The 18,672-nt window shown below is 66.4% G+C and carries 18 protein-coding genes; 11 read left to right on the top strand and 7 right to left on the bottom strand.

The window, feature by feature from the left end; all coding sequences use genetic code 11:
• Positions 1 to 23: 23 nt before the first annotated feature.
• Positions 24 to 1,007 carry a sugar-binding transcriptional regulator gene (locus ACVCNR_RS03990; protein WP_447073894.1) on the bottom strand — a complete coding sequence of 328 codons (984 nt, stop codon included), beginning with the start codon at positions 1,005 to 1,007 and terminating at the stop codon, positions 24 to 26.
• 213 nt (positions 1,008 to 1,220) lie between these two features.
• Here ACVCNR_RS03990 and ACVCNR_RS03985 point away from each other — a divergent pair, with 213 nt between their 5' ends.
• The 5 genes from ACVCNR_RS03985 (at position 1,221) to surE (ending at position 7,049) form a co-directional block, all read left to right on the top strand.
• Entirely contained in the window at positions 1,221 to 2,207 is a 987-nt protein-coding gene (locus ACVCNR_RS03985; protein WP_447073893.1) for an ABC transporter substrate-binding protein, read from the top strand.
• Positions 2,208 to 2,378: 171 nt separating this feature from the next.
• Positions 2,379 to 4,082, top strand: a complete 1,704-nt coding sequence (locus tag ACVCNR_RS03980) for an ABC transporter permease (protein ID WP_447073892.1) — start codon at positions 2,379 to 2,381, stop codon at positions 4,080 to 4,082.
• Complete coding sequence (locus tag ACVCNR_RS03975) at positions 4,070 to 5,146, top strand: ABC transporter ATP-binding protein (protein ID WP_447073891.1); 1,077 nt, start codon at positions 4,070 to 4,072, stop codon at positions 5,144 to 5,146. The genes ACVCNR_RS03980 and ACVCNR_RS03975 overlap by 13 nt, the downstream gene beginning before the upstream one ends.
• Entirely contained in the window at positions 5,143 to 6,315 is a 1,173-nt protein-coding gene (locus ACVCNR_RS03970; RefSeq protein WP_447073890.1) for an MBL fold metallo-hydrolase, read from the top strand. The genes ACVCNR_RS03975 and ACVCNR_RS03970 overlap by 4 nt, the downstream gene beginning before the upstream one ends.
• On the top strand, positions 6,312 to 7,049 hold the full coding sequence (surE, locus tag ACVCNR_RS03965) for a 5'/3'-nucleotidase SurE (RefSeq protein ID WP_447073889.1): 738 nt from the start codon (positions 6,312 to 6,314) through the stop codon (positions 7,047 to 7,049). Before ACVCNR_RS03970 ends, surE begins: the two co-directional genes overlap by 4 nt.
• Before the next feature lie 129 nt (positions 7,050 to 7,178).
• On the opposite strand, the gene ACVCNR_RS03960 is transcribed toward surE, so the two are convergent.
• Together ACVCNR_RS03960 and ACVCNR_RS03955 are read right to left on the bottom strand one after the other, a co-directional pair.
• Positions 7,179 to 7,856 (bottom strand): HAD family hydrolase, encoded by a 678-nt coding sequence (locus ACVCNR_RS03960; protein WP_447073888.1) that lies wholly within the window; start codon positions 7,854 to 7,856, stop codon positions 7,179 to 7,181.
• A gap of 34 nt (positions 7,857 to 7,890) precedes the next feature.
• Positions 7,891 to 8,541 carry a hypothetical protein gene (locus ACVCNR_RS03955; protein ID WP_447073887.1) on the bottom strand — a complete coding sequence of 217 codons (651 nt, stop codon included), beginning with the start codon at positions 8,539 to 8,541 and terminating at the stop codon, positions 7,891 to 7,893.
• Positions 8,542 to 8,698: 157 nt separating this feature from the next.
• Here ACVCNR_RS03955 and ACVCNR_RS03950 point away from each other — a divergent pair, with 157 nt between their 5' ends.
• The 5 genes from ACVCNR_RS03950 to ptsP all read left to right on the top strand — a co-directional run bounded on the left by ACVCNR_RS03950 (position 8,699) and on the right by ptsP (position 13,530).
• On the top strand, positions 8,699 to 9,136 hold the full coding sequence (locus ACVCNR_RS03950) for a transcriptional regulator GutM (protein WP_354191937.1): 438 nt from the start codon (positions 8,699 to 8,701) through the stop codon (positions 9,134 to 9,136).
• A gap of 55 nt (positions 9,137 to 9,191) precedes the next feature.
• On the top strand, positions 9,192 to 9,956 hold the full coding sequence (srlA, locus tag ACVCNR_RS03945) for a PTS glucitol/sorbitol transporter subunit IIC (RefSeq protein ID WP_354191938.1): 765 nt from the start codon (positions 9,192 to 9,194) through the stop codon (positions 9,954 to 9,956).
• A 16-nt stretch (positions 9,957 to 9,972) separates the two neighbouring features.
• Positions 9,973 to 10,983 carry a PTS glucitol/sorbitol transporter subunit IIB gene (srlE, locus tag ACVCNR_RS03940; RefSeq protein ID WP_447073886.1) on the top strand — a complete coding sequence of 337 codons (1,011 nt, stop codon included), beginning with the start codon at positions 9,973 to 9,975 and terminating at the stop codon, positions 10,981 to 10,983.
• Positions 10,984 to 11,009: 26 nt separating this feature from the next.
• The gene (locus tag ACVCNR_RS03935; protein ID WP_354191940.1) at positions 11,010 to 11,390 is read left to right on the top strand and encodes a PTS glucitol/sorbitol transporter subunit IIA; all 381 of its coding nucleotides are present in this window, start codon (positions 11,010 to 11,012) and stop codon (positions 11,388 to 11,390) included.
• Positions 11,391 to 11,538: 148 nt separating this feature from the next.
• Complete coding sequence (gene ptsP, locus ACVCNR_RS03930; protein ID WP_447073885.1) at positions 11,539 to 13,530, top strand: phosphoenolpyruvate--protein phosphotransferase; 1,992 nt, start codon at positions 11,539 to 11,541, stop codon at positions 13,528 to 13,530.
• Between the two features lie 190 nt (positions 13,531 to 13,720).
• Here the strand turns inward: ptsP and ACVCNR_RS03925 are convergent, their stop codons facing one another.
• Positions 13,721 to 14,518: a hypothetical protein gene (locus ACVCNR_RS03925; protein ID WP_447073884.1), complete on the bottom strand. Its 798-nt coding sequence runs from the start codon at positions 14,516 to 14,518 to the stop codon at positions 13,721 to 13,723.
• Between the two features lie 187 nt (positions 14,519 to 14,705).
• Between ACVCNR_RS03925 and ACVCNR_RS03920 the strand changes: the two genes are divergently transcribed.
• A complete protein-coding gene (locus tag ACVCNR_RS03920; RefSeq protein WP_447075633.1) occupies positions 14,706 to 15,698 on the top strand; it encodes a sugar-binding transcriptional regulator in 993 nt (330 codons plus the stop codon).
• A 105-nt stretch (positions 15,699 to 15,803) separates the two neighbouring features.
• Here ACVCNR_RS03920 and ACVCNR_RS03915 read toward each other — a convergent pair whose 3' ends face one another.
• The 3 genes from ACVCNR_RS03915 to ACVCNR_RS03905 all read right to left on the bottom strand — a co-directional run bounded on the left by ACVCNR_RS03915 (position 15,804) and on the right by ACVCNR_RS03905 (position 18,667).
• On the bottom strand, positions 15,804 to 16,256 hold the full coding sequence (locus ACVCNR_RS03915; RefSeq protein WP_354191943.1) for an RrF2 family transcriptional regulator: 453 nt from the start codon (positions 16,254 to 16,256) through the stop codon (positions 15,804 to 15,806).
• Positions 16,257 to 16,489: 233 nt separating this feature from the next.
• On the bottom strand, positions 16,490 to 17,476 hold the full coding sequence (locus ACVCNR_RS03910) for a sulfate ABC transporter substrate-binding protein (RefSeq protein ID WP_447073883.1): 987 nt from the start codon (positions 17,474 to 17,476) through the stop codon (positions 16,490 to 16,492).
• 144 nt (positions 17,477 to 17,620) lie between these two features.
• On the bottom strand, positions 17,621 to 18,667 hold the full coding sequence (locus ACVCNR_RS03905) for a sulfate/molybdate ABC transporter ATP-binding protein (RefSeq protein WP_447073882.1): 1,047 nt from the start codon (positions 18,665 to 18,667) through the stop codon (positions 17,621 to 17,623).
• Positions 18,668 to 18,672: the final 5 nt, after the last annotated feature.

The raw sequence follows: 18,672 nt of genomic DNA, 5'->3' as shown, positions 1-18,672 counted from the left end.
GTAGGCGCGGGACCGGGAAGGGGTCAGTCGGTTCCCGCCAGCGCTTCCGCCGTTTCGCTGTCGGTGATCAGCACATTGGTCTCGAAGGCATTGAGGGCGGCGCGGATGGCGGCGATCTTGTGGCGGCCGCCGGCGGCCAGCACCACGTTGGGGATCGCGCCGACCACGTCGAGATCGATGGCCATCACCCGGTCGTTGACCTCGTGATCGACCAGCCGGCCCTGCGCATCGATGAAATAGGAGAGCACATTGGCCGTCGCGCCCTTCGCGCGCAGCGAGGGGATGAGTGTCGGCGGCACCAGCCCGTGGCGGAAGATGGTGGCCTCGCGCGCGATCTCGCCGACCGTCAGCAGGGCGATGTCGGCGCTGGCGGCGCGGGCCTTCACGTCCATTAGCTCGGGCTGCGCCCACAGGAGATCGCGCAGCGCCGGGTCGTGCAGCATGACCGGGGCGGTGATCTGGTAGCTGTCGATGCCGAAGATGTCGGCCACCTTGGCGGCGACGATGGACGGATTGATCCATTGCGAATGGGGCAGCGCGCCGACGAGGCCGATCACGGTCGCGTCCTGCAACTGCCGGCGGGCGAGGAAGCCGAGGCTGGCGTGCAGCGTCGCGCCGCCGCCGATGGCCAGCGTCATGCCGTCCTGCATGTGCTCGCCCAGATAGAGCGCCACCGCATGGCCGATGGCCTTCTCCAGATGGCCGGCATCCTCGGGCGTCGGCACCACCACCGCCGAATCGAGGCTCCAGCGCTTCTCCAGGGCACGCTCCAGCGCCACCTGCTTGGCCGCCTGCGCGTTGATGGTGGTGACGACGACGCCCTCGGCGGTGCAGGCGGCCAGCGTGCGCATGACCTTGACGCGGCTGACGTTCAGCCTCTCGGCGATCTGCTCCTGCGTCAGCCCCTCTACATAATAGAGCCAGGCCGTCTTGACGTTGATGTCGGAGGAAACCAGCGGCACGTCCCGGCCGGCAATCTTGCGCTTCTTCTTCGCTGTTGGCTGCATGTTCCTCTCTCCCGGGCCGATGCGCCATTGTGGATAACGCTTATGTCGACAATGCCACACTAGACATGTTCATTTGTGTTTGACAACGAACAAATGAACATATCATATGGATGCAGGCGTTTTGTCATCGACGGGTCATATACGCCGTGCAGGGAGGAGCGGGCTTGGCCGGCAAAGAAGCCGGAGGCCATGCGCAAAGGATCAGGAGGTCTTATGAAAACGCGTTTCGTCACATTGCTTGCGAGCAAGGTCGCGCTCGCTGCAATGCTCATCTCGGGAGCAGCCAGCGCCGACACGCTGACGCTGTACACCTCGCAGCCGGAAGCGGATGCGGCCAAGACGGTGGAGGCCTTCAAGAAGGCCAATCCGGACACCGATGTGAACATCTACCGCTCCGGCACGAGCGACATTCTGGCCAAGCTCGCGGCCGAGTTCGCCGCCGGCAGCCCGCAGCCGGACGTGCTGCTGATCGCCGATGCGGTGAGCATGGAACTGCTCAAGGCGGAAGACCGCCTGATGGCCTATCCGGAAGCCAAGACCGACGGCATCGAGCCCGATGCGGTCGACAAGGACAAGACCTATTTCGGCTCCAAGCTGATCACCACCGGCATCGCCTACAACACCGCCGCGGCCGAAAAGCCCGAGCACTGGGCCGATCTCGCCAAGCCTGAGTACAAGGACGGGCTGGTGATGCCGAGCCCACTCTATTCGGGCGCCGCAGCCTATCTGCTTTCCGGCTTCGTGGCCGATTCCGAATATGGCTGGGACTTCTTCCAGAAGCTGAAGGAAAACAACACCATCTCCGTGCGCGGCAATGGCGCGGTGCTGAAGTCGGTGGCCAGCGGCGAGAAGCCCTACGGCATCCTCGTCGACTTCATGGCCATGAACGCCAAGGCCAAGGGCTCGCCGGTCGAGTTCGTGTTCCCCACGGAAGGCGTGCCGGCGGTGACCGAGCCCGTCGCCATCATGAAGACGGCCAGGAATGTCGAGGGCGCCAAGGCGTTCGTCGACTTCATCCTCTCCGACGACGGCCAGAAGCTGGCGCTCGACATGGGCTACCTGCCGGCCAAGGCGTCGGTCGGCCGGCCCGAATGGATGCCGGAAGGCACCGAGGTGAAGGTGATGTCGTTCGACATGCCCGCCATCATCAAGAACACCGAAGCCGACAAGTCGAAATTCTCCGAACTGTTCGGCGGCTGAAGCCGGGCGAGGGGCCGGCAGCTATGCCGCCGGTCCCTGCCCATCGCATGTCGTGCCCGGGCCGCAGCGCCTGACACGAAGGAAAAGGCGACGAATATCGAGGCGGCCCGGAGCCGACCGACATAAACGAAACCTATTGACCGGCCCCCTGGGGCATCTCGGGAAACAATTATGTCCGCACCTGTCAAGGAAAGCCGGGGCCAGGAAATGGCCCTGACGGTGGCCGTTGCCGTCGTCATCGTGCTGCTTTCGCTGCTGCCGATGCTGCGCCTCATCAAGGAGATCGTGGCGCCGGGCGGCACCATTTCCGATACGGCGATCCGCCTCGGCCTCGCCAGTCCGGCCACCTGGACCGCCACGGTGAACACGCTGGTCGTCGGCTTCGGCGGCACGGTGCTGGCCGTGGTGCTCGGCACCTTCGTGGCGCTTCTGGTAACGCTGACCGATATTCGCGGCCGCTCCACGCTGGTGCTGGCCTATGTCATGCCGCTGATGATCGCGCCGCAGGTGACGGCGCTGGCCTGGCTGCAACTGTTCGGGCCGGCCAGCCCCTTCCTCAAGATGATCGGCATGGCGCCGCCGCTGGGCAGCCGTAACCCGCTCTATTCCACGGAAGGCATCATCCTCCTGCTCGGCGTGCAATATGGGCCGCTGGTGTTCCTGCTGGTGCGCGCCGGCCTGCGCAAGCTGCCGCGCGAGCTGATCGAGGCGGCGCGCTCGGGCGGGGCGGGCTGGTTCACCGTGCTGCGCACCATCGTGCTGCCGCTGATGACGCCCTCCATCGTGGCGGCGGCCGCACTTGCCTTCGTTTCCTGCGTCGGCAATTTCGGCATTCCCGCCTTCCTCGGCATTCCCGCCAACTATCTCGTGCTGCCGACGCTGATCTACCAGAAGCTGGCGGGCGGCGGCCCGGCGGTGCTGGGCGAGGCGGCGTTCCTGTCGGTGCTGATCGGCATCATCGCCATGGCCGGCATTCTGGCGCAGGAGGTGATGAGCCGGCGGCGCGACTACCGCATCTCGTCCACCTCGCTGCCGGCCGACCCCTATGAACTCGGCAAATGGCGGCTGCCGGTCGAGGTCGGCATGTGGCTGTTCATCGTGCTCATCCTCGTCCTGCCGCTGTTCGGCCTGCTGCTCACCTCCCTGGTGCCGGGCTACGGCATCCCGCTCGGCTGGGCGACGGCCACGCTCGACAATTACCGCTTCGTGCTGTTCGAGCATGCGGCGGCGCGGCGTTCCTTCTTCAACTCGTTCGCGCTGTCGATCGCGGCGGCGGCCTTCGCCGTGCTGGTCGCGGTGCCGGTCGGCTATCTGGTGGCCTGGGGCCGCCACAAGTGGATCCGCTATGTGAACCTGTCCATCGAGCTGCCCTATGCGCTGCCGGGCGTGGTGCTGGCGATTGCCGCGCTTCTGATGTTCCTGCGCCCGATCCCGTTCACCGGCATCCAGCTCTACAACACGGTCTGGATCATCCTCTATGCCTATCTCGCCCGCTTTCTCGTGCTGGCGCTGAGGCCGACGGTGAGCGGCTATCACCAGATCGACCGGGCGCTGGAGGAGGCCGCACAGGTGGCGGGCGCGGGACTGTTCACGCGGCTGCGCACCATCGTCTTCCCGCTGGTGGCGCCGGCCGCCCTTGCCGGCGGGCTTCTCATCTTCATGACCGCGCTCAGCGAACTGACGGTTTCGGCCCTGCTGTGGTCCTCCGGCTCGGAGACCATCGGCGTGGTGATGTTCTCGTTCGAGCAGGGCGGCGATTCCAGCTATGCGGCGGCGATGTCGGCCATCACGGTCTCCATCACCTTCGTGCTGATGCTCGCCACCAATCTGCTCGCCCCCTACCTTCCCAACGGAGTTCTGCCATGGCGGGATTGACGCTCTCCAACGTAACCAAGACCTTTGGCGATTTCGATGCCGTGAAGGACGTCTCGATCGACGTGCGCGACGGCGAGTTCCTTGCCGTGCTGGGCCCCTCGGGCTGCGGCAAGACCACGATGCTGCGGCTGGTGGCGGGCTTCGAGCGGGTGAGCGACGGGCAGATCCGTATCGGCGGCCAGACCGTGTCGGACGCCGGCGGCAGCGTGCCGCCCGAGAAGCGGCGCGTCGGCATCGTCTTCCAGAACTATGCGCTGTGGCCGCACATGACGGTGGCCGAGAATGTCGGCTATTCGCTGAAAGTCGCCAAGGTGGACAAGGCCGAGGCGAAGCGCAAGGTGGACGAGGCGCTGGCGCTGGTGGACCTGAAGGGCCTTGCCGACCGCCGCCCGGCCAATCTTTCGGGCGGGCAGCGGCAGCGCGTGGCGCTGGCGCGCTGCCTTGTGGCCGCACCTTCGCTGGTGCTGTTCGACGAGCCGCTGGCCAATCTGGACGTGCATCTGCGCGCCTCGATGGAGGACGAGTTCGCCGCCTTCCACAAGCGCACCGGCACGACCATCGTCTACATCACCCATGACCAGTCCGAGGCCATGGCGCTGGCCGACCGCATCGCGGTGATGGACCATGGCCGGCTGGCGCAGCTCGCCACGCCGCGCGAGCTTTACAGCGAGCCGGCCAACGAAATGGTCGCCTCCTTCATCGCACAGGGCATCGTGCTGCCGGCCAGGGTGCTTTCGGCGGAAGGCGGGAAGGCGCGGGTGGAGGTTCTGGGCCAGGAGGTCACGGTGCGCTGCCGCCCGGGCGACGGCCCGCGCGCTGCCGCCAGCATCTGCGTGCGCACCCCCGATCTGGAGATCGCCGGTGAGGGCGAGCCGGGCATCGACGGCACGGTGACGCGCGCCGTCTACAAGGGCGGCGCGCTGCGCATCGATTTTCAGCCGACGGTCGATCCGGACCGGCACATCAGCTTCGAATATCCCGGCCATGCAGGTTTCGAGGAAGGAGCGCGGCTGCGGCTGCGCATCGTTTCGGGCTGGCTCATTCCCGGCGGGCAGGGCGCATGACCCTGGACGTGGAACTCGCCGGCGGCTTTGGCGAGAAGGGCCGCACCAGCGTCGTCGTGGGGCGCGAAGGCCAGCGCGTGATGCTGGATGCGGGCATCAAGGTGGGCGCGACCGGCCGCGACTACTATCCGCGGCCGCTGGCACCCGTGGACCAGCTCGACGCGGTGCTGATCTCGCATGCCCATGAGGATCATGTCGGGGCGCTCAACTGGCTGCTGTCGGAAGGCTTTCGCGGGCGCATCCTGATGACGCGCGAAACGCTCGAGGAGGCGCCGGCCACGCTGGCCGCCTATGGCGAGAAGGCGCTTGTCGAGGCATATCCGTTCCCGGCCGACAGGATCGAGCTGTTCAGGCCGGGCGACGTGCTCGACGTCGCCGGCTTCCGCATCGCCACCGGGCGCTCCGGCCATGTGGTGGGCGGCGTGTGGTTTTCGCTGGAAGATGAAGGCACCCGCGTCGTCTACTGCGCCGACGTGGTGCCGGACAGCGCCGTCTTCGTCATGGACCGCATGCCCGAATGCGATTTGCTGCTGCTCGACGCTTCCTATGGGGCGGACCCTGTATCGGGCGGCGAGCGGGCGCAGCGCATTGCCGCGTGGATCGCGGAGCGCGCGGGCGGTTGCCTTTTGCCGACGCCGCTTTCGGGACGGTCGCTGGAGCTGGTGGCGGCGATGTCCGGCCGCTTCGCCGTCCATGCCTCGATGCGCGAACATCTGCTGGCCCAGATCGAGGCGTGCGATGCGCTGAAGCCCGGCATGCCTGAATTGCTGCGCGCCCGCATCGATGCGGCGCTCGACTGGACGGACGGTGAGCCGCTGCCGGATTGTCCGCTGCTGGCCGATGACGGCATGGGCAAGGCGGGGCCATCGTCGCGCCTGATCCCGCTGGCCGATGCGCAGGGCTTTCCGATCCTGCTCTCCGGCCATCTGCCGGCCGGCACGCCCGGTTTCGAGCTGCACGCGAAGGGACGCGCCGACTGGATCAGGATGCCGACGCATCCGACGCTCGCCGGCAATGTCGAGATCTGGGAGAAATCCGGCCGTCCGGCGGTGCTCGGTCATTCCTGCGGAGCGGACGAGATCGCGCGGCTGGGCGAGCATATTCCGGCGCTGCAAAGCGCAAGGCGCACCGGCGAGCGGCTGGTGGTTGGACAAAAGGCAAGTGCATGAGAATTCTGGTTTCCAATGACGACGGTATCGACGCACCGGGCATTGCCCGCCTGGCAGAGGCCGCGCGCCGGCTGAGCGACGACGTATGGGTGGTCGCGCCGGAGAAGAAGCATACGGCGGCGGGGCCTTCGCTCACCATCGCCCAGCCGATCACCATGGAAAAGCGTGGCGACAGGCGCTTCTCCTGTTCCGGCCGCCCAGCCGATTGCGTGGTTGCGGCCATGGCGTGGCTGTTCGAGAACGACCGCAAGCCGGACCTCGTCGTGTCCGGCATCAATGACGGGCGCAACGTGGCCGAGGATCTTGCCTATTCGGGCACGCTCGGCATCGCCCGCGAGGCGACCTTCTGGGGCGTGCCTTCCATCGGATTCTCGCGAGTGAAGAACCCTGAGATCACCGACGCGGACGAGGTCTGGCTCGCCGGCTTCATCGGCAGGCTGTGGGAGAAGCGGGCCGAATGGGCGGCGCAGGGCCACTGGCTGAGTGTCAACCTGCCGATGCGGCTGCCGGCCGAGGTGCGCCAGCCGGTGATCGGCCGCGACAAGATCGCCTCCAAGGCGGAAGTCGTGGAAAGCGACGGCGACCGCACCGTGATCGTCGTGCCGCGCGGGCGCCCGCACACCTCCATCCAGGGCGACGAGAACAGCATGATCGACGCCGGTTTCGTCACCGTCAACCGGCTCAACTGGTTCGGCGGCTCGCGGCTGGACGACGGGTTCGTGGCGGGGCTCTGACGTTCTGCGTTCGCGAACTGATCATCCCGGAACGTTTGTGGCGTAGCGGAATGGATCCCGGCTCGCGGTCGCTATCGTTCCGTTGGCCGGGATGACGGTGGAAGTGCTGCTTCAGGAAGGCAATAAGGCTCAGCTCAGCCGGAAGCCGAGCTTTTCCAGTTCGGTCGCGACGCCTGTCCAGCTTGAGCTGATCACGGTGGCGCCGCTGGAAAGCAGGCGTTCGCCATGGCCGTCATAGCTGTGGCTGCCGCCGGTGAAGCCGATGGCCGTCATGCCGGCTGCGACCGCGCCTTCCACGCCGAAAGGCGAATCCTCGATCACCACGCAGTCGGCCGGATCGGCGCCCATCTTTTCCGCCGCGAACAGGAAGATGTCGGGTGCCGGCTTGCCATGCCTGACCATTGACGACGAGAAGATCGCATCGCCGAAATGTGAAGCGATGCGGGTGACGTCGAGACTGTGGTGAATGCGTTCCAGCGAGGACGAGGAGGCGACACAGCGGTCGATCTTCAAGCCGGACAGGAAATCGGGCAGGCCGGCAGTCGGCTCCAGCCGCTCGGTGAACAGCGCCTTCGTCTCGGTCCACAGGTCGTCCGGCGCATGGTCGGGATACTGATGGCCGGTCAGTTCCTTGATGCGGGCGATGATGTCGGCCTGCTTCATGCCGAAGCACTGGCTGATGATGTCGATGCCGACGCCGGGCATGCCATGGCGCTCATAGACGCGCTCATAGGCAAGCACCGCCAGCGGCTCGCTGTCGACCAGAACGCCGTCGCAATCGAAAATGATGAGCTGTGATCCTGTCACGGATTTCCTCTTTGTCGGGGAGATAGGGATTGAACTAGGCGGCGGGAACGCCGAGCGGCGGGGCGCCGTCCAGCGCCGGCTTCATGCGCTGCATGGCATGGCGTGCTGCCGGATGGTCCGGCGCGATCCAGTTCGGCTCACCGCCCAGGAAGCGGTCGAGGAAGGCCACGGCATAGGCCGGAACCTCCGCCACGTTCTCGCGATAGGACCACCATGTGCGCAGGTCGTCGGCGCATTTGTCGATGGCCGGCACCGTGCCGAATTCCTGCTCGTGGACCGCCGCCACCGCCGACACGCAATAATTGGTGTAGAGGAAGCCTTCGGGCCAGAAGTGGACGATCTCCCGCGTGGCCGTCGACACATCGGCCTCACCCGCTGGCGCGGCCGCTTCCGAAACCGCCCGAGCCGGGTTCTGGCGAATCAGCTCGCGCAGCACCACGCCGGCGGCGAAGACGATGAAATCGGCGCGGTTCACTTCGGCGAAGGCCTTCTGCCGCTCCGCGATCTCGATCCAGTCGAGGAAGGCGCGGGTGAGGCGGGCGTCGTCGATCTCGAAGCGCACGCCATAGGCCCGGGTGACGGCCTTGGCACTGGCCCGGAAGGTGGCGCGGAACCAGCGCAGGCGCCTGAGCCTGTGGCGCAGGTCCGGCATCGCGGCCAGTTCGTCCTTGAACCGAAGGTCCATCATCCATCCTCTTCGCGCGCAACTTTAGCATGGGCGCGGCGTCGGCTATAGTTAATAGCTGAAATCATACATATTGACACTCAAGAAAACAAATGTTCTCTAGGATCGAGATTGCGCCAACGGCGTGCGTCCGCCTGGGCATGGGAGGAAAAAGCTGATGGCGATCTGGCAATGGGCCTTGCTGCTGCTGGCCGTCGTGTGGGCTTTGCAGGCCTTCGGCGTGTGGCTGCAGATGAGGCACTACACCGATGTCTTCAAGGGCATCACGAACAAGTACAAGGATGGTTTTGTCGGCGCTGGCAATTTCAGGGGTCGGTTCAGGAAGGGCACCATCGTGCTCATCGTGGTCACTCCCGATCTGGTCGTGCGCCGGCTGTTGGTCATGAGCGGGCGCTCCGTGTTCACGAAGTTCAAGCGTCATGAGAAATTCGAGGGCGTGCCCCTCGACGATATCCGGTCCGACCCTGCAATTCTGGGGGAGGGGGAACCCGGTGTGGCCGAGGCTGTGAAGCGGGCGATCGAGCAGATCGACCGGGCGCGGTCGGAGCCAGACAGGAAGCCGGGCTTGTCCGGCTTGAGTGCAGCAAGGGCTTAGAAACGGCGCCGCCGTCGCCCGATTGAGGGCGGCTGGCGCGGCGCAAGGAGGGAACATGTCTGTCATATCATTGTTGGCGCCGCACGCCGACATGGCCATGCAGAACCTGCATGTCGCAGGCGCCATGGTTCACGATGCGGCACTGCACGGCAAGCTTGCCGTGGAACATGCCTCGGATCAGCTCGTCATCCTCGCGCAGGCGACGGATGGCGGCAACATCACCGTCGACGAGTTCCGCGAACGGCTGAACGAGGTCCAGCAGGAAGAGCAGCTCGGCTGGCTGACCGCCGCCGGCAAATATTTCATCGGCATCTTTCAGAAGGGCGGCGAGGTCTTCGCCGGTTTCGTCACCGGCATCATTCCCACGCTGGTCGTGCTGATGACGGCCTTCTACGCCATCACCGAACTGGTCGGCGAGGAGCGCGTGCACGGCATAGCCCGCGGCGCCGGGCGCATCGCGCTGACCCGCTACACGGTGCTGCCGGTGCTCGCCGTCTTCTTCCTGACCAACCCGATGGCCTACACCTTCGGCTCGTTCCTGGAAGAGAAGCACAAGCCGGCCTTCTACGACGCCGCCGTGTCCTATGTGCATCCGCCGCTCGGCCTGTTCCCGCACGTCAACCCGGGCGAATATTTCGTCTGGGGCGGCATATTGGTGGCGCTGCTGGAGCTGGAGCGCAACGGCTCCGTGGCCAGCGGCTACCATATCCAGGTGGCGATCTGGTACGCGATCGTCGGCCTCGTCGTGATCCTGCTCAAGGGCATGCTCACCGAACGCATCACTGCCCTCATGGCGCGCCGCCAGGGCGTCGAGCTCTAGGCGCGGGGAGGGACACATGGCCAAGAAGTACAAGGCAGTCAAGATTTCCAAGGGCTCCGGCGGCTGGGGCGGCCCGCTCGTCATCGAGCCGACCGAGCAGCGCAACAAGATCGTGTCGGTCACCGGCGGCGGCATCCATCCGGTCGCCCAGCAGATCGCCGACCTGACCGGCGGCGAAGCGGTCGACGGCTTCAAGTCGCCGCCGATCGAGAGCGAGATGGCGGTGGTGGTGGTCGACTGCGGCGGCACCGCCCGCTGCGGCGTCTATCCGCGCAAGCGCATCCCGACCGTCAACCTGACGCCGGTGGGGCAGGCGGGGCCGCTGGCCCAGTTCATCACCGAGGACATCTACGTGTCCGGCGTGAAGCCCGCCAACATCGCCCTGGCCGACGGCAGCGAAACCGTGACCGGCACGGGCGCGGCTGCGCCAGACGCGGCGAGCGCGGCTGCTCCGGCCCCGGCCGCCGCGGCCGTGGCACAGGAAAGCGAGGGCGGCATCGTCGGGCTGATCAGCTCGGTCGGCCGCGTTATGGGCAGGGTCGTCGGCATCTTCTTCAACGCCGGCCGCCGCACCATCGACCAGGTGATCCGCAACGTCCTGCCGTTCATGGCGTTCGTGACCATGCTGATCGGCCTGATCCTCTACACCGGCATCGGCGACGTGCTCGCCCAGCCCATGGGTCCGCTGGCCAACAACATCATCGGCCTGCTGATCATCTCGGCCATCTGCGGCCTGCCGTTCCTGTCGCCCATCCTCGGGCCGGGCGCGGTGATCGCGCAGGTGATCGGCGTCGCCATCATCGGCCCGCAGATCGCCAACGGCACGATCTCGCCCGCAATGGCCCTGCCGGCGCTGTTCGCCTACAACACCCAGGTGGGCTGCGACTTCGTGCCGGTCGGCCTGGCGCTCGGCGAAGCCAAGCCCAAGACCATCGAGATCGGTGTGCCGGCGGTGCTCATCAGCCGCCAGATCATGGGTCCCGTCTCCGTGCTGATCGCCTGGGTGGTCAGCCTGTTCGTACTGTAAGCAGAAAATAAAGCGAGGTTCGCCAGATGACAGTTCTTCTCAGGACACGGGTTACAGAGATTGGACCCGAGGTGGCGGACCTCGCGGAAGGCGGCGTGCTGATCCTGTTCGCGGATGGTTCGCCGCCGGAGCTGGCCGAGGTCTCCGTGCTGCACAAGACGGAAGAAGGCCCGAGCGCGGATGCGCCGCAGGTCGGCGCATCCATCGCCATCGGCCCGGTCAGCGCGACCATCACCGCCATCGGCCCGACAGCCTGGGCCAAGGTGCGCGAGATCGGCCATGTCGTCATCACCTTCAACGGTGCCGGCAGCGCCGAGCGTCCCGGTGAAATCTGCGCCTCCGTGGTGGAGACCGACCAGCTCGTGGCGGCGCTGAAGCCCGACGCCACGATCACGATCGCGGCATAGAGCGCCCCGCGTCCCGGCGGACGCGCGAGGGAGGCTCCGATATTGTAGTCAGGCATCGGAACGTCCGGAGACCGGATGCCGTTTCCGGACCGATGCCCCCGGCAATCGCGCAAGCGGCGGCCGAAATGAACAAGGCAGAGTCATGGTCATGGAACGCTCGACAATCGTCAGAGTGCACGAAGGGCTGCATGCCCGGCCGGCCACGCGGTTCGTCAAGCTCGCCAAGAGCTTCGAGTCCGAGGTCGAGATCGTCCGCGACGGCAAGGCGGTCAGCGCCAAGAGTTCGGTCAAGCTGATGCTGCTGGGGGTCAAGGAAGGCCAGGAGGTCACCGTGCGGGCCGAGGGCGCGGATGCCGCCGAGGCGGTCGAGGCACTGATCGGGTTCCTCGAAAATCCCAAGGCCGGGCTGGACGAGGAGGCGGCGTCGCCCGCCGAGCCGAAGCCGGCTGCCGCGCCCGAGCCGGCGGCCGCGCGGTCGGCCGCGGTTGCGGCGCAGGCTGCGGCGCCCGGCAGCGGGCTTGCCGGTGTCGCCGCCAGCGAGGGCGTTCATCTCGGCCCGGCATTCGCGCATTTCCCGCCGCAGATCAAGGCCGAGGACCGCAAGCTGGGAGCGGCCGAGATCGAGCCGGAACTGGAGCGTTTTCGCGCGGCGGTCGAGGCGGTGCGGGCACGCATGGACAAGGCGCTGGCCGACGACAGGCTGGCCGAGGGCGACCGCGGCATCGTGGCGGCGCTGCGCGATATCGCCGGCGACGAGACGCTGGTGGGCGACACGACCGAAACGATCCGGGGCGGCCTCGACGCCGTTTCGGCGACCATCGCCACCACGGCGCGGCTGGCCCAGGAGTTCGGCGCGGTCGACGATCCCTATCTCAACGCCCGCGCCGACGACATGCAGGCGGTGGGCCGCCAGATCTGCCTGGCGCTTCTGGGGCAGGACGATGCCAGCCTCGACCACATTCCCGAAGGGGCGGTGCTGATCGCCGAGGACATCGGCGCATGGGATTTTGCGCGCGCCCCGCTGGAGCGCATCGGCGCAGTGGTCTGCGGCCATGGCGGCGCGACCTCCCACATCGCCATCATCGCCCGCTCGCACGGCATTCCCGCCGTGCTGGGGCTCGGCGCCCGCATCCACGACCTGCGCGCGGCGAAGGACGTGGCCGTCGACGGCAACAGCGGCGCTGTGATCCCCGATCCCGATGCGCAGACGCGCGAGGCCTATCGCAAGCGCATCGACGAGGCGGCAGCGGAGCGCACGGCGCTGGAAGCCTACAAGGACGTGGTGCCGAAGCTGGCCAACGGCACCGTCATCGAGGTCGCGGCCAATCTCGGCTCGCTGGAGGAGATCGACGCGGCCAGGGAGGCAGGCGCAATGGGCGTCGGCTTGTTCCGCACCGAGCTTCTGTTCATGCGGCACATGCACCTGCCGTCCGAGGACATGCAGGCCGAAATCTACGGCACGCTGGCCAAGGCCTTTGCGCCGGCGCCGGTCATCGTGCGCACGCTGGACATCGGCGGCGACAAGCCGATTGCCGGCATCGAGTTCCCGGCCGAGGAAAACCCGTTCCTCGGCTGGCGCGGCATCCGCATGTGCCTCGACCGGCCGGACATCTTCAAGCAGCAGTTGCGCGCCCTGATGCGCGCCGCCGTGCACGGCAACGTCAAGGTGATGCTGCCGATGGTCTCGCAACTGTCCGAGGTCGCCCGCACGCGCGAGCTGATCGCGGAATGCGGGGCGGAGCTGAAGGAACGCGGCGTGCCCTTCGGCCAGTTCGAGCTTGGCGTGATGATCGAGACGCCGGCCGCCGTGCTGATCGCGCGCGAACTGGCGAAGGAGGTGGCGTTCTTCTCCATCGGCACCAACGACCTCACCCAGTATGTGATGGCGGCGGACCGGCTCAACCCGACCGTGGCCGGGCTGAACGACGTCTCCAACCCGGCGGTGATGGCGGCCATCGAGATGACGGCCAGGGCCGGCACGGAAGCCGGCATCATGGTCGGCATGTGCGGCGAGGCGGCCGGCCGGCCCGACCTGATCCCGGAATTCCTGCGCATGGGGCTGACCGAGCTTTCCATGAGCCCGGCTTCCATTCCACGCGCCAAGAAGGTGATCGTGGAACTGGCCGAAGCGGCTAAATGACATGAAGGCGCCCGTTGAAGCCGATTCAACGGGCGCCTGCATCTCGTTGATTTGCGAAGGAAATCGGTGTGGGGACGCCGGAGTGCTATCCGGGCCCTGTTCTGTGCGGCTTCAAGGTTCCGGCATGGATTCCCGACACTCTCCATTCCATGCCGTTACAGTTCAGGCCAGAAACGACCCCCGCTCGCGCTCAGCGCAGGTGGAAGATCAGCATGGCGAAGATCGGGGTCAGTTCCGCGACCGGATCGGCGGCGCGGCAGGCGGGCATGATCCGGTCCACGCGCGCTTCCACGGCCATGGCGGCCATGTCGAGCAGGTCGGAGCCGGGTTCGGTCTCCACGCCGGCGCTGGCCAGCGCCACGGCCAGCGCCATGGGCACCAGAACGGAAACGGCGAGCATCGCTTCCGCTTCCAGCACATTCGCCGCCGCGCCTTCCGGCAGGCGGGGCCGCACCGGTCGCGCCCGCAGCAGTTCGACCGAAAGCGCCGCGCACAATTCGGCGATGCGGGCCGTGCGCTGCGTGTCGCCGGCCTCGCCGCCGGCGGGATGCAGGAGGCCGCCATGCTGGCGCAGCATCGCTGCGTGGACGGCGGCAAAGCCGGCTTCGTGCACGGGATCGGCCAGCGCCTTCTTGCGCGCCAGCATCGCCCCGGCCAGATAATACATGTCGCGCCGGAAGGCCCGCTCGCCCTCGATCGCGCCTCTGCCGGAGCGGAAATAGGTCTCGAACGGACGTGCCTGCGCATTGCCCCCGCCATCGTGCGGGACCAGTGTCGTGGCCATGGTCATGGCGTCGTCGAAGGCGCTGACGGCGCGGCCGAGCAGCCCTTCGATCTCGGGCAACGGAAACGGCGTATGGCCACCGGGCGGCGGGGGCAGGAGGCTGGCCTGCCTGCTGTCGTGGCGACGGCGGCGGATGGCCTGGCGCATGTCGCGCAGCCTGTCCTTGAGGTTGATGCGCACTTCCTCGGAGATTTCACGCAGCATTCTGGCGCCCCGGTTTGGTGGTGGACCAAGAGTTTTAGAAAAGATAGCCGGAAAACAGGATTGTTCCCATCGTGCCTTCGCGGTCAATAGACCATATTGTGCAGCCGCGCTGAATCGTTACACGTGCAGCGTGCATCGTCCGGGGAGCAGGAATTTGGCAAGGAAGCCCAAGGGAGAGAGCGGCTCGATGGTGAACGGCGATCCCGTCGTCGCCAATGGCGGCGCGGAGAGCCGCAGCGACCGGCTGCGCATTCGCGCGGCGTGGATGTATTTCGTCGAGCAGATGACCCAGAACGAGATTGCCGACGTGCTGGGTGTCGGCCGTGTCACCGTGGTGCGCATGCTTGCCGATGCGCGGGCCCGCGGCGAGGTGAAGATCACAATCGAAAGCGAGCTGGTCGAGATCGTGCGGCTGGAGCGCGAACTGGAGCGCGCCTTCGGGCTGGAGCAGGCGATCGTGGCGCCGCTTTCGAGGCCGGATGCCGATCCGATCCCGGCCATCGCGGCCAAGACGGGCGGCTACGTCTCGGAAATCATGAAGGCCGGCATGCGGGTCGGCGTCGGCTGGGGCAACACGCTGTTTTCGTCCCTTCAGTTCCTGAGCGCCCGCTCGCTGGCGGATTTCAAGGTGATCTCGCTGCTCGGCGGCGTCGGCGTCGCCCGGCGCTTCAACCCGGCCGAATTCGCCTGGCGCTTCGCGCAGGCCTTCCAGGGCGACGGCTACCTGATCCCGACACCGGCCGTGGTCGACAGCATCGAGACCAAGGTCGCGCTGGTCGAGCGCTGCGGCTTGCAGGAAATCTTCCAGCTTGCCGATTCGCTGGATGCCGTGCTGGTGAGTGTGGGCGGCATCGCCTCGGCCACCACCTTCTATCGCGGCGGCTTCCTCAAGGAGGCCGATCGCGAGGAACTAGTGGCGCGCGGGGCGGTGGGCGACCTTCTGTTCCATTTCTTCAACCGCAATGGCGATCTGGTCGATCACCCGGTCAACCAGCTGGTGATGTCGGTGGAGGTCGACCGGCTGCGCCGCGCCCCGGTGCGTATCCTCACCTCGGGCGGCGAGGAAAAGATCGGCGCGCTGATGGGCGCCATGCACCTCATCCAGCCCACGGTGCTGATCACCGACGAGGAAAGCGCCCGCCGCATGCTGGCGGAACGGGCAGGGGCCCCCGGTAAATAGCTTAAAGCGCGCCGCGATCTTTCAGATTCGTTCCTTGCGGTTTAAGCCTTTGTTTTTACGCATGTCGTGGTCCCGAAACCGGTTCCCACTTTGGGGCGGCATGCTTTAGATATTAAGCGCCAGATCGGCCGGGAAGTCGTCGTTGGCGGCATCGCGCATGGCGGCGAGGCTGCGGCCGTCCAGCACATGGGCGATGGCCTCGCGCACCTCCAGCATCATGTGCCGGACCTCGCAAGCCGCTTCGTCCCGGCAATCCTCGCACCGCACATATTGCGTGCGGCTGGCGCAGGCCAGGGGGGCCAGCGGCCCGTCCAGCACGCGGATGACATGGCCGATGCGGATTTCCGAGGCGGGCCGGGCGAGCCGGTAGCCACCGTCCTTGCCCTTGCGGCTTTCGACGAAGCCGGCATTGCGCAGCTCGACCAGAATGGCGTCGAGGAACTTCTTGGGAATCTTGTTGGCGACGGCGATGTCGTTGACGAAGGCAAGCTGCCCGGCAGGCAACCGTGACAGATGCACGAGGGCCTTCAGACCATATTTGCCTTTTTTGGTGAGCATGGCCGTCGATGATCTAGCGAAAGGCCGGACCGGCGCTGGTTTGCCGGTCGCGGTTTGGAGGGTTTTTCAGATCGGAGCCGACCTTTTGCCGAGGATAGGACCGCCGGCAGATTTCCACAAGGCCACACCTGCGGGCAGGGCTGCCGGAGATCGACCGCAACGGTGAAGGTATCGGAAGTGCATGCAAGAAAAGCCGGCGTGGGCCGGCCTTTCTCCAATGCCGTTACCGCAGATCAGCGGTTGCCGTAGGCCTGATCGAGCAGGGCGCCCTCGGCGAAGTGCTCGGCCTGGACCTTTTCCCAGCCGCCGAACACGTCCTCGACCGTCACCAGACGCACATCCGGGAACTTGTCCTTGAACTCGGTGGCGATCGCCTCGTCGCGAACGCGCAAGCCGTTTTCCGCCTCGATCTTCTGGCCGGCAGGCGAATAGAGGAATTCGAGATAGGACTTGGCCAGATCGCGGCTGCCATTCTGGTCCACCACCTTGTCGACGATGGCGACCGGGAATTCCGCCAGCAGGCTGACCGAGGGCACGACCTGCTCGTACTTGTCGGTGCCGTATTCGTTGGCGATTCCCTGGGTTTCGGACTCGAAGGTGATCAGCACGTCACCGATGCCGCGCTCGGCGAAGGTGGTGGTGGCGGCGCGCCCTCCGGTGTCGAACACCGGCACGTTGTTGAAGATCTTGGTGACGAACTCCTTCACCTTGGCCTCGTCGCCGTTGAACTTTTCGCGGGCGTAGGCGGTGGCGGCCAGATAGGTGTAGCGCGCATTGCCCGAGGTCTTGGGATTGGGGAAGATGATTTGCACGTCGTCGCGCACCAGATCGTCCCAGTCCTTGATGTTCTTGGGGTTGCCGGCCCGCACCAGGAAGGAAGGCAGTGAGTAGAAGGGCGAGGCGTTGTCCGGGAATTCCTTCTGCCAGTCGTCCGACACCAGACCCTGCTTGACGAGGAAGTCGATGTCGGTGACCTGATTGAAGGTGACGACATCGGCAGCGAGGCCATCGGCGATGGCGCGCGCCTGCTTGGAGGTGCCGGCATGTGACTGGTCGACGCTGACGCCCGGATGCTCGGCCACGAAAGCCTGGTTGATCTGGACGAACAGCTCGCGCGCCACGTCATAGGAGGCATTGAGCAGCTTGTCGGCCGAGAAGGCCGAGGCGGAGGAAAACAGCAGACCGGCGGCGGCCGTTGCGGCGAGCAGAAGGCGTTTCATGACAGGCTCCAGATGAGAATGCCCAGTCTATAGCCCGGGGCGCCTGTCCGTCGCGAGGCATGGCGCTGCTGTTCCAGCCCCGCTTTGAGAAAATAATTCCATCTTTCTCCAGGCATGATGGAATTGTCCTCCTCGTCTTTTGGTTCAGGCGTCGCTCTGCGGAAAAACCTTCCACTTTCGCGGCCGGAAGGCCACCCGGCTCTTCTGCGCCGCAGGATGGTCCACCGGCAGCTCGATCTCGACCCGCTCGCGCTGGCCGCCGATCTCCAGCTCCACCCGCCTCGTGCCGGCGACGCGCCGGCTGGCGGCGACGGTGCCGGCGATGCAGCCCGAGCAGCCGTCCAGCAACTCGACGTCGTGCGGGCGGAAGAACAGCGTGCCGGGACCGGGCGGAAGGTCGGGCGCGGAAAGGCCGATCGGGCGCTCCGCCAGCCACACCTGCCCGTCCTCGACCTTGACCGGCAGGGAACTGGAATCGCCGATGAAGCCGTAGACGAAGGGCGAATTCGGTGTGTCGTAGACCTCGTCGGCGCTGCCGACCTGCTCGATGCTGCCCTGGCTCATCACCACGACACGGTCGGCCAGTTCCAGCGCTTCCTCCTGATCGTGGGTGACGAAGACGGTGGTGTGGCCGGTGGCGTCGTGGATTTCGCGCAGCCAGCGGCGCAGGCCGCGACGCACCTGCGCGTCGAGGGCGCCGAAGGGCTCGTCGAGCAGCAGCACCTTCGGCTCGATGGCGAGTGCACGGGCGAGCGCCACGCGCTGGCGCTGGCCGCCCGACAGTTGCGCCGGATAGCGCTTTTCCAGCCCCGAAAGCTGGACCAGATCGAGCAAATCGGTGGCACGCTTGCGGATTTCGGCGGAAGCGGGCCGGGTTTCGGCCGGGCGCACCTTGAGACCGAAGCCGATATTGTCGGCCACCGTCATGTGCCGGAACAGGGCATAGTGCTGGAAGACGAACCCGACATTGCGCTCGCGGATGCTTTTTTCCGAGGCGTCCTCCTCGCCGAAGAAGATGCGGCCGGCGGTCGGCTGCTCCAGCCCGGCGATGAGGCGCAGCAGCGTGGTCTTGCCGGAGCCGGAGGGGCCCAGCAGCGCGATGAGTTCGCCGGACCGGATCTCCAGCGATACGTCATGAAGCGCGGGGAAAGTATCGAATTCCTTGCGGACGTTTGCGACGCGAACTTGCATGGTGA

It is taken from the genome of Aquamicrobium terrae, from assembly GCF_052978165.1.
The sequence above is the reverse complement of the archived record's forward strand: the minus strand, read 5'-3'. Positions and strand labels throughout refer to the sequence as shown.